The organism is Ignavibacteriales bacterium (genome assembly GCA_026390595.1).
Lineage (GTDB): Bacteria > Bacteroidota > Ignavibacteria > UBA10030 > UBA10030 > UBA9647.
In genome coordinates this window covers 321,938-332,332 of the sequence record JAPLFQ010000021.1, presented here as the reverse complement: position 1 = coordinate 332,332, position 10,395 = coordinate 321,938, and the positions used below count along the sequence as shown (strand labels likewise).

Genomic DNA, 10,395 nt, shown 5'->3' with positions numbered 1-10,395 from the left:
TAAGACATGATTCAGGACCATCCATTGACTTTCAGGGTTCAGAAGCACCTCCAGTCGTTCCGCGGCGAGAATACCGAGTCCTTATATCCTTCAAATCCAGTCATCTGTTCATTTCCCCGGAGGAAATCATGGCAAGAAAGCTGTTTACCGTCGTCACCGTGTTGCTCTGCTTCGCTATGAGTACGCAAGCAGCCGACAAAAAGGAGTTCAAGATTCCGTACGAGAAATATGCTCTCTCGAACGGGATGGATGTGATCCTCCACGTCGATCATTCAAACCCGATCGTCGCGGTCTATATCGTCTATCATGTCGGATCGGCGAGAGAAGAAAAAGGCAGGACCGGATTCGCACATCTCTTCGAGCACTTGCGATTCAACGAATCGCAGAATATACCGCAGGGACAGTGGTTCAAAAAGCTCCAGACAGCAGGGGCGACAAACGTCAATGGTTCGACGAACACGGACCGGACGAACTACTATGAAGTGGTTCCCAAAAATGCCCTCGAGATGGTTCTGTGGATGGAATCTGACAGAATGGGATTCCTCAAGAGCAAGATCAACCCTCAGACGTTCATCACGCAGCAGAACGTAGTGCAAAACGAGAAGCGCCAGGGGGAAACCTCGCCGTATTCGCAGACGAGCTACATCGTTGACAAACTGACCTACCCCGAGAACCATCCGTACAACTGGCAGGTGATCGGATCGCTGGAAGATCTGGCGAATGCAAAAATCCAGGATGCCATCGATTTCCACGATAAGTACTACGGTCCAAGCAATGCGACGCTCGTCGTGTCCGGAGATATCGATGTCGCCCAGACAAAACAATGGATCGACAAGTACTTCGCCGAGATTCCTTCGTCGCCGAAGCCGAAGTCGTTGGCGAAGATGCCTGTGAAGCTCAGCGAGACAAAGCGCGCGATGTTCGAGGACTACCTTGCCAATGCGCCGCAACTGACCATGACGTTTCCGACCGTAGAGCAATACAGCAAGGACTCGTATGCGCTCTCATTTCTCTCGCGTATTCTCTCGGCCAAGAAATCTCCGCTGATCAAAATTCTCGTGGAAGAGAAGAAACTCGCGCCCGGCGGTTCGGGCGGCAGGGGGTTTGGCCGCGGTGGTGGCGGAGGTTCAGCGGTGTCGGTGTTCCAGGGGAGCCAGGAAGTTGCCGGAGCAATGCAGATCAGTGTCCGGGCATTTCCGAATGTGAAGCTGGGGGATGTCGAAGCGGCTATCAAGGAATCGTTTGAGAGATTTGAAAAAGAAGGATTCACGGAGCAGGATGTCGCCCGCCAGAAAGCGGGACTTGAATACCGTTTCTATACATCAGCGAGCAGCATCTTCGGCAAAGCGACACAGCTTGGGAACTACAATCTGATGACGGGTTCGCCCGACTATATGGCTGTGGATCTGCAGAACTCCATGAGTGTCACCAAAGACGATGTATGGCGTGTGTACAACAAATACATCAAGGGACAGAACTATGTTCTGTTGAGCACTGTGCCGAGCGGCAAGACTGACCTTGCAGCTCCAAACTCCCCGGCGTTCGTTGTCCCTGAAGAATCCGTTGACAAAGCCGGTACGAAGAGAGATGTGGGGACCTACAATATCGGGCCGATCCCTTCGAAGATTGACAGGACGAAAGAGCCGCCAAAGGGTCCCGAACCAGCGGTCACCGTCCCCTCGATCTGGACCGCCAAGACGTCCAATGGCATCGAAATGTACGGCATACAGAAGAGCGATTTCCCGATTGCGGATTTCTCCATCATCATCAAAGGCGGGATGCTCCTCGATGGTCCCGGAAAAATCGGCGCCGCCTATTTAGTCGGTCGCCTCATGAACCAGGGAACAAAAACCAGGACGCCCGTCGAGCTGCAGGAAGCGATCGAGGATTTGGGGGCGAATGTCAGCATCTCGGGGACGGAAGAGTCCATTACTCTGAGCGGCAGCTGCCTGTCGGGCAAGTTGAGGGAAGTGTTCGCGCTGGCGAAAGAGATGATGTTCGAGCCTCGCTGGGATGAAAAGGAGTTTGCGCTTGCCAAGGCTCAAACGATTGAAACCCTGAAGCGATCGGAGACTTCACTCACGTCGATTTCGTCGAGTGTTTTCGACAAGTTGATCTACGGTGATGACAACATCCTCTCCAATAGCGCCATGGGCTCTCCAAAATCCATCGAAAGCATGACAATCGAAGATTTGAAGGCGTATTATGACAAATACTTCTCGTCGTCGATGGCGAAGATCATGGTCCTGGGGGATATCTCCAAAGGAGACGCTCTTCAGCTCTTTGATGGATTGAAAGACTGGAAAGCCAAAGAAGTGAAGCTTCCCGATGTGAAGGTCACCCATGCTGCGAGGCCTGGCGTCTATTTTGTGGACATGCCGAAAGCCAAGCAATCGGTGTTCAACGTCGGTCATATCAGCCTTGCGGCATCGGATCCCGACTATTATAGAACGATCGTCATGAACTACAAGCTGGGAGGAGATTTCTCCAGCGTTTTCAACATGATCCTCCGTGAAACGAAATCATTCACATACGGAGCGCGGTCGGCGTTTTCGGGTTCGCTCTATCCCGGGTCGTTCAGAATGACGACTCAGGTGCAAACGAATGCGACGTTTGAGACCGCGCAGATTGTGAAGGACGAGATCGCGAAGTATCGCCAGGGAATCACGGCTGATGATCTGAACCTCGTGAAGAGCACTCTGCTCAAGAGCAATGCTGGACGATTCGAGACACTCCAGCAATTGGGCGGCATGCTGAATCCGATCGTGACGTACGGCCTCCCCTTCGATTACATCAAGCAGCGCGAAGCGATGGTGCTGAACATGACACTCGAAGAGCACAAGGCGCTCTCACAGAAGTACCTGCATCCTGACAAGCTGGTTTTTGTGATTGTGGGAGACAAGGAAACACAGTTTGACAAGCTGAAGGAACTCGGCTTGGGAGACCCGATTCTTGTTGATAAGGAAGGGAAGCCGGTAGGGAAATAGGGCCTTTCTTCCACGCAGTTCAACCTCTTCCAATTTCTGCATTTCGGCGCCCCCTTTTTGGGGGCGCTGTCATTTTCCTGCTCACCTCTCTTGCCTTTGAAGCACTCCTCCGTTAGCTTTGTGCCAGCAACGATAATTCCCAGGGATGACGCGTAGTCTTGAGTGGTTCGGCTTGCGATGTCGATCAGCAGGATGATCACTGATTCTCTGCCGGCCCCCTGATGTGGTTGCAGACACAAGACATTCTGAAATAGCGGGAGAGCGAGTTCTGCTCTCTCTACAATCCAGATGAGGTAACCAATGCGAAAAATCTATTCTATCATACAAACAGTCCTGCTGTTCTCAACGCTGCTGGTGATCGGTACGCCCGAAACCCAGGCCCAGTGTAAGCAAGAGGGGAGCTGGGTTGTCTGCCGTGATGCCCGATTCCAATTCCTTTCGCCGACGACGATACGAATGGAGTTCGTTCCCGGCAGCGATTTCGTCGACGCACCGACGATCGTCATTCAAAAACGTGAAACCAGGAAGGTCCCGATCGAGGTCTGGGCTGACAAGGAATACCTCGTCGTGAAGACAGCGAAGCTCTTTCTCCGCTACAAAGTCAATTCCGGCCGGTTCACGAAGGACAACCTGAGTCTGACCTGGAAAGGGGAAAAGAAGCCGTTCTGGACGCCCTCTGAGTCTGAGCCGACCAACCTTGGCGGGATTTCAACGTCGCTTGACGGCCTGAGGAAAGATCGCTTGACGAAAACTGAGAACGGCTTCCTCAATCGGAGCGGTATCACTATTGTGGATGACAGCCGGACGCCGCTCTGGGATGAGGAAACGCAGTGGATTAAACCGCGTAGACAGGTCGGGAACCAGGACTGGTACTTCTTCTATTACGGCAACGACTATGCACAGATGCTGAAATGGTACGCGGAATTGACCGGACCGATTCCAATGATCCCCCGCTACGCGCTCGGCGCCTGGATCACCGATCTCAACTACGAGTACCTCCCCGGCACAAAAGTCGTCGACAATTTCAAATACACAGACAAGGACGTGAAGAAAATTGTCGACCGGTTCCGAAGCGAAGGAATTCCGCTCGACGTTCTTGTGCTCGATTTCGCCTGGCACAACTACGGATGGAGGGGAGGATATGATTGGAGCCCGATTTTCCCTCAGCCGAAGGAATTCCTGGACTGGGCACACAAAAGCGGATTGAAGATTTCCCTGAACGATCACCCGGGGTATGGCAAGGAGAGTGTCCTCTCTGATGAAGACAGCCACGCTTCGGCAATCCGGACTGCGTTGCGCATGCCTGCGCCGGAAAAGGCCACATACAATCTCGATCTCACAGCGGCATGGAAGTTCAAGACAGACCCGTCGAACGCCGGTGTGAAGGAGAAGTGGTTCTCGGCGGACACGAAGGTCGATGACTGGGCGACAATCCAGGCCGGAAAACCGTGGGAGGAGCAGGGGCACGCAGGCTACGATGGCGTGGCGTGGTACCGGCAGAACATCTCACCCCCTGTGAACATGCCTTTTGGAAATCTCTATCTCGTTTTTGGCGGCGTCGACGACGAGTATGATCTCTATATCAACGACAGTCTCATTACGCACTTCGGCTCGAAGGGGAACAGCTCGTACAACACTGCCACCTCGACGGAAGTGAGCGGCCTCATCAGGCGTGGGGAGAACAACGTGATCGCTCTCCGTGTTAACGACTGGGGGGGCGATGGAGGGTTGGTGTTCGCGCCGTGGACTATCGCGAATAAACCGCCGCCGAAGGGGATCAGATTCAACCTGGCGAATAAGACGCACGCCGAGGCATTCATGGACATCCTTCATAACCCTCTGGTCGATCAGGGGGTCGATTTCTGGTGGGTCGATGGGGGTGAAGGCGCTTCGGACATGCCGGGATTGAACGGCCAACTCTGGACGAACAAGGTCTTCTATGATTTCACGCAGGATCATACAAAGAAGCGTGGATTTATTTTCAGCCGTTATGGCGGCCCGGGAAATCACAGGTATCCATCGTTCTTCACGGGCGACACGTATGCGCAGTGGGATGTGCTCGCGTACCAGGTGCCGTACACCGCGAAAGGGGGCAATGTGCTGACCCCCTACATCACGCATGACATCGGCGGCTTCATTGGAGCGAACATCAGCTTCGATCTGTACGCACGGTGGGTTCAATTCGGCGTGTTCAGCCCGTTCCTGAGGCTGCATTCGCAGCACGAGAATCCGGAGGAAGGAAACGTAAGGATGCCGTGGACGTACGGCGACAAGGGAACGGCGTTTGCGAAAAAGTTCTTCAATCTCCGCTACAATCTGATTCCCTACATCTATACATACTGCCGCGCTGCAACAGATCAGGCTCTGCCGATCGTTCGTCCGCTCTATCTGGAGTACCCATCGCTGAGCAAAGCGTACAACTATCCGGGCGAGTATTTGTTCGGGGAGCAGTTTCTCGTTGCCCCCGTAACCGATTCGCTCGGCGAGAAGGAAGTGTACCTCCCGCCCGGCGAGTGGGTTGACTACTTCACCGGCCAAAAGTATGGCGGCGACAAGACGATCCGTGAAAAGTATCCGCTCGACCGCATGCCCGTGTTCGTGAAAGCCGGATCCATCATCCCGATGCAGCCTGATATGGCGTATTCCGATCAGAAACCGCTCGAGACGCTTGTCGTGGATGTATACACGGGGGACAAGGGATCATTCTCGCTCTATGAGGACGACGGCAATTCGCTTGAATACAAGACCGGCAAATCGGCCTGGACTCCGCTTGCATTCACCAGAGGTGGCGGCAAAACGGAAGTCACTGTCGGACCGACGAAAGGCGAGTACACCGGCCAGCCGGCCGCGAGGGGATATGAGTTCCGGATTCATGGTGTTACAAAACCGGGTTCCGTGACCGTCAACAACAAGAAGGTCGAGATGGGAACAGGGAAAGAGGGTTGGTCGTGGAACAAGGACAAGTCCGTCGTGATCGTCACAGTTGACGCAAAGAAGATCCGGGAGACTGTGAAGGTGGCGGTGCAGTAAGTTTCTGCGGCAAAATGGAATCAAAGATGGAACGCCCGGCCTTGGTCGGGCGTTCTGCTTTTCATGAGTCAGCCGGATGTAGTGCAGTTTCGAAGATTGGCCATCGGGTTGTGAAACACTCCCAGAGATTCTTACGTATGCGAAAGAGCCCTTTTTTTCGGCCCATCCTTTTCCATTTCACTAATTCGAGGTGAGCATGAAGCACCATCATTGGTTTCGCGTGCTGTGTACGCTCGCGATCACGGCTTTCGTGTTCCAGATCAACGTTGGAAACGACGAGAGCTTTCGCGTGCCGGTTGAATACAAAAAACTGGGTAACGGACTGAAGGTTATCCTTTCGCCGGACCATACGGCTCCGACAGTCGTCGTAGCGGTATACTATAACATCGGGTTCCGGATCGAACCAAGAAACCGGACGGGGTTCGCCCATCTATTCGAGCACATGATGTTCCAGGGCTCGGAAAACCTTGGCAAGATGGAATTCATCAGGCTCGTGCAAAGAAACGGCGGAGTTCTCAATGGCTCGACCCGGTTCGACTTCACCAACTACTTCGAGGTCGTGCCGGCCCACAAACTGGAGACGGCCCTTTGGGCTGAAGCCGACAGGATGCGTGGACTGAACATCACGCAAGAAAACCTGACTAACCAGCAGGGCGTTGTGAAGAACGAGGTGCGGGTAAATGTACTCAACCAGCCGTATGGCGGATTTCCGTGGCTGGATATGCCTCAGTACGCGAATACAAACTGGAACAACGCGCACAATTTCTACTGTGACCTGAAGGACCTCGACGCCGCAACGCTCGGCGACGTTCAGCAGTTTTTCAAGACATTCTATGCTCCCAACAACGCAGCGATCGCCATCGTCGGTGATTTCGATCCGAAGGAGGCAATGGCGTTGATCACGAAGTACTTCGGCGGCATCGCCTCCTCTCCGCAGCCGCCGAAACCGGATCTCACCGAGCCGAGGCAGGAACAGGAAAAGAAATTCACGAAGATCGATACTCTGGCGAACCGTCCAGCCATCGCGATTGCGTATCACATGCCGGAGAGGAACACTCCGGAGTTCTTTGCGATGGGATTGCTCGACCAGATCCTTCTGCAAGGGGATGATAGCATCTTAAGGCAGAAGCTCGTGAAAGAGAAAGGGTATACCGCCGGCGTCGGAGGAGGGATCAACCTCCTAGGCAACATGCACAACTACAATGGTCCGATGCTCTGGATGGCAAGCCTGATTCACGACAAGACCGTGAGTTCCGATGACATCATGAAGGCCTGGGATGAGGCAATCGAGAATGTGACAACCAAGCCGATCGTACGCGCATCAGTTGATCGAGCACTCGTGAAGCTCCGCTCCAATTTCTACGATCAGGTCAGCGGATTCTTCGGCTTCGGGCGTGCCGATTTGCTGGCTTCTTTTGCCCTGTTCGATGACAACCCGGAGCGAATCAACTCGCTGGAGGACCAGTTCAAGAAAGTGACCCCCGAACTGATCCTGAAGACGGCAAAGGAGTATCTCCGCAAAGGGAACAGAACAATTCTGATCATCGAACCGAAATCGGGTTCATAAGGAGGAGCGGCTATGAAAAAGATCATTCTCAGTCTATGTGCAGCCCTTTATGTGCTCACCGGCGCGGTTGTGGCGCAGAAGCAGGTGCCTCCTGAAGGGGGAAAGCCGAAGGACTTCACGCTTCCGCAGAAGCATCAATTCAAACTCCCGAATGGCATGGAAGTGACGCTCGTCCCCTTTGGCGCCATTCCGAAAGTCTCCGTAAGCCTCGTCGTGAGGTCCGGCAATCTCAATGAAGGAGAGAACGAGGTGTCGTTGGCCGACATCGCGGGCGACTTGATGAAAGAGGGGACGAAGTCACGGTCTGCCGACCAGGTGGATCAGGAGGCGGCCGCCATGGGGGGCAATGTGAATATCGCTGTCGGACCGGATCTCTCCACGATCTCCGGAGATGTGCTTTCGGAATTCGGGCCGCAGCTTGTCCGATTGATGGGAGATATCGTCAGAAACTCGCTCTTTCCCGAGTCGGAGCTTGCACGCATCAAGAAGGATGCTGTTCGTCAATTGAGCGTCAGCAAGGCGCAGCCGCAGAGTCTTGCCCTGGAAGAATTTCGGCGCATGATGTATCCGGGCCATCCGTACGGACGAGTGTTCCCGACGCAGGAGATGATTGAAACATTCACCATCGATGACGTCCGCCGGTTCTACAAGGAGAACTTCGGTGCTCAACGCACCAGCATCTATATCGCTGGTAAGTTTGATCGACAGGCGATGGAAGCCGCAGTGCTGCAAACGTTCGAAGGATGGGAAAAAGGGCCGGCTGTGTATACGAACATTCCGAAGCCAGTGACGAAGAAATCGTTCGGTCTCGTCGAGCGTCCGGGCGCTCCACAATCGACGATTTACGTCGGACTCCCCGTCGTGAACCCCTTCGACAAGGACTATGTCAAAATGATGGTGACGAATTCCTTGCTCGGTGGATCCTTCGCCTCGCGCATCACGAGCAATATTCGCGAGAAGAAAGGCTATACGTACTCACCGACCAGCCAGGTGTCTTCCCGGTATCGCGATGCGTACTGGGTGGAGATTGCTGACGTCGGTACCGATGTCACCGGCGCCGCTCTGAAGGAGATTCTTGGCGAGGTCAAGCGGCTGGGAAGCGAGCCGCCGCCCGAAGACGAACTGAAGGGGATCCAAAACTACATTGGCGGCACGTTCGTTCTTCAGAATTCGACGCGCCAGGGGATCATCGGCCAGTTAACAAACCTGAGCCTGCACGGTCTTCCGGACTCGTATCTGACGAACTATGTGAAGAACGTTTTTGCTGTTACGCCCGCCGATGTTCAGCAGATCACGCAAAAGTACATCCGGCCGGATGACATGACGCTCGTCATCGTCGGGGACAAGAAGAAGGTGGAGGTGCAGATCAAAGATTACGCAAGTCCGAAGCCCGAAGGGAAGTAGATTCGCAGTGATGCATCAGCGCGTGCATGAACGAAGCCCGTCAGACCGATTGACGGGTTTCGCTTTTTTATTGCGTGCGCGCAAACCAGGGGAGTTGTTTGGCGCAGGCCGCACCTGCGGGAGTGTACCGCTCCATGTCGTCACCGAGTTCTGTCATTGACTTCATCCGAAACGAGGACGGCTCTGCTATTCCGGCGCAACTCCTTGATTCTGACCATCTCTCCCCCTACATTGAACTCAAGCATGTACACCAGGTGCATCACCAGGAAACTCGAGTTATGATGAAATGAAAATACTCATCGTAGATGACCTTGCATCGAACCGGGCCCTCCTTGACAAGATCGTACGATCGAATCTCTCATATGATACGATCCTCGCCGCCGACGGCAGCGAAGCATTGACTAAAGTCGCTCTCGATAAACCCGATCTCATACTGCTCGATGTCATGATGCCTGTCATGAACGGCCACTCGTTTCTCAAAGAGCTGCGGTCACGTGATCAGTGGAAGGGCATTCCGGTGGTGGTGACGACTTCTTCCGGCGAGAAAGCGATTGTGAAAGAGATGGTCGCGCTTGGTGTCTCCGGCTATCTTCTCCGTCCATTCGCGGCCCGGCAGGTGGTCGCAGCGGTTCAGGAGGCGATGAAGAGTGCGGGGATCGGAGGGGAAAAACCGGGTCACCCGGTAGAAACCGCTCCAACTTGAAAACCCGAGTCATTTGAGGATGTGGAAACTGCAGAAGGCCCCCGAAGTCAGGGGGCTTTTCCATTCAATCGTGAGCTCATCTTCTCGGGCGGTACATTGCCCTCAGATTGAAACACACAGCAGATCTTGTGAAACATGTCGAAGGGACTATCAAGGGGCAGTCCTTGAGCGCAACGAGAGACCGAGGAGGCCTGCAACGGAATCGGCCAGTTTCTTTCCTTCGTTGCTGAAGGGCCAGCAAAAGAGATACTGTATCGGGTGATCGTTCTGGATGGATTTCACAGCCTGGATCGTGAGGCCGCGGGCCAGGCCTTTACCCCGGTGCTCGGGGAGCACGAGTGCAGAACAGAGGTAGACAGCTTCGTACTTCGCACCGACCGGAGTCTTCTCCAACAGCTCGCGTTCGTTGATTTGCTCAGCAATGAATTCTTTCATCAACCTGAGTGTCGTTGGAAGGACAAGGATCCAGGCGATAGGCCCGTCGTCGTTTCGCTTTTCCGCGAGCGTAGAGGGATGAATCTTCCGGAGCGTTGACATGACTTCTTCGGTGACAGAGATCTGACCTGGATCATTTTTGGTCTCGAAGAATTCTTCAGCAAGAAGTATCATCCTCTGGAGATTGTCTAGTCCCACGTTCTCATTTCTCCTAATCGGGAATTTCCAATAGGTGATTGGGCGGTCGTGCCGCTGTTGAGGAGGCAATG

General features: G+C 54.0%; 6 protein-coding genes. 5 read left to right on the top strand and 1 reads right to left on the bottom strand.

The window, feature by feature from the left end:
* The first annotated feature begins 128 nt into the window (after positions 1-128).
* The 5 genes from NTU47_11400 to NTU47_11380 all read left to right on the top strand — a co-directional run bounded on the left by NTU47_11400 (position 129) and on the right by NTU47_11380 (position 9,691).
* Positions 129-2,987, top strand: a complete 2,859-nt coding sequence (locus NTU47_11400) for a pitrilysin family protein (GenBank protein ID MCX6134408.1) — start codon at positions 129-131, stop codon at positions 2,985-2,987.
* A 300-nt stretch (positions 2,988-3,287) separates the two neighbouring features.
* Positions 3,288-6,017: a DUF5110 domain-containing protein gene (locus tag NTU47_11395; protein ID MCX6134407.1), complete on the top strand. Its 2,730-nt coding sequence runs from the start codon at positions 3,288-3,290 to the stop codon at positions 6,015-6,017.
* A gap of 196 nt (positions 6,018-6,213) precedes the next feature.
* Positions 6,214-7,584 carry a pitrilysin family protein gene (locus NTU47_11390; GenBank protein MCX6134406.1) on the top strand — a complete coding sequence of 457 codons (1,371 nt, stop codon included), beginning with the start codon at positions 6,214-6,216 and terminating at the stop codon, positions 7,582-7,584.
* Between the two features lie 12 nt (positions 7,585-7,596).
* Positions 7,597-8,988 carry a pitrilysin family protein gene (locus NTU47_11385; protein ID MCX6134405.1) on the top strand — a complete coding sequence of 464 codons (1,392 nt, stop codon included), beginning with the start codon at positions 7,597-7,599 and terminating at the stop codon, positions 8,986-8,988.
* Between the two features lie 286 nt (positions 8,989-9,274).
* Entirely contained in the window at positions 9,275-9,691 is a 417-nt protein-coding gene (locus tag NTU47_11380; protein MCX6134404.1) for a response regulator, read from the top strand.
* Positions 9,692-9,841: 150 nt separating this feature from the next.
* Here NTU47_11380 and NTU47_11375 read toward each other — a convergent pair whose 3' ends face one another.
* Positions 9,842-10,324: a hypothetical protein gene (locus NTU47_11375; protein MCX6134403.1), complete on the bottom strand. Its 483-nt coding sequence runs from the start codon at positions 10,322-10,324 to the stop codon at positions 9,842-9,844.
* Between the last annotated feature and the right edge of the window lie 71 nt (positions 10,325-10,395).

Excerpts from the sequence above, each read along its gene's own strand:
- NTU47_11380 (MCX6134404.1), top strand. The coding sequence starts at position 9,275 with ATGAAAATACTCATCGTAGATGACCTTGCATCGAACCGGGCCCTCCTT.
- NTU47_11395 (MCX6134407.1), top strand. The coding sequence starts at position 3,288 with ATGCGAAAAATCTATTCTATCATACAAACAGTCCTGCTGTTCTCAACG.
- NTU47_11390 (MCX6134406.1), top strand. The coding sequence starts at position 6,214 with ATGAAGCACCATCATTGGTTTCGCGTGCTGTGTACGCTCGCGATCACG.
- NTU47_11400 (MCX6134408.1), top strand. The coding sequence starts at position 129 with ATGGCAAGAAAGCTGTTTACCGTCGTCACCGTGTTGCTCTGCTTCGCT.
- NTU47_11385 (MCX6134405.1), top strand. The coding sequence starts at position 7,597 with ATGAAAAAGATCATTCTCAGTCTATGTGCAGCCCTTTATGTGCTCACC.